The 548-nt window shown below is 53.5% G+C and carries 1 rRNA gene; it reads left to right on the plus strand.

Annotated features, from left to right (window positions below):
* Positions 1 to 548, plus strand: a 23S ribosomal RNA gene (locus CRI63_RS23855); the annotation flags it as partial.

Below are 548 nucleotides of genomic sequence, written 5' to 3' on the forward strand. Positions count from 1 at the left end.
CGCCGGAAGACCAAGGGTTCCTGTCCAACGTTAATCGGGGCAGGGTGAGTCGACCCCTAAGGCGAGGCCGAAAGGCGTAGTCGATGGGAAACAGGTTAATATTCCTGTACTTGGTGTTACTGCGAAGGGGGGACGGAGAAGGCTATGTTGGCCGGGCGACGGTTGTCCCGGTTTAAGCGTGTAGGCTGGTTTTCCAGGCAAATCCGGAAAATCAAGGCTGAGGCGTGATGACGAGGCACTACGGTGCTGAAGCAACAAATGCCCTGCTTCCAGGAAAAGCCTCTAAGCATCAGGTAACATCAAATCGTACCCCAAACCGACACAGGTGGTCAGGTAGAGAATACCAAGGCGCTTGAGAGAACTCGGGTGAAGGAACTAGGCAAAATGGTGCCGTAACTTCGGGAGAAGGCACGCTGATAAGTAGGTGAAGTCCCTCGCGGATGGAGCTGAAATCAGTCGAAGATACCAGCTGGCTGCAACTGTTTATTAAAAACACAGCACTGTGCAAACACGAAAGTGGACGTATACGGTGTGACGCCTGCCCGGTG

This window comes from Escherichia sp. E2661, assembly GCF_004745185.1.
Taxonomy (GTDB): Bacteria; Pseudomonadota; Gammaproteobacteria; order Enterobacterales; family Enterobacteriaceae; genus Escherichia.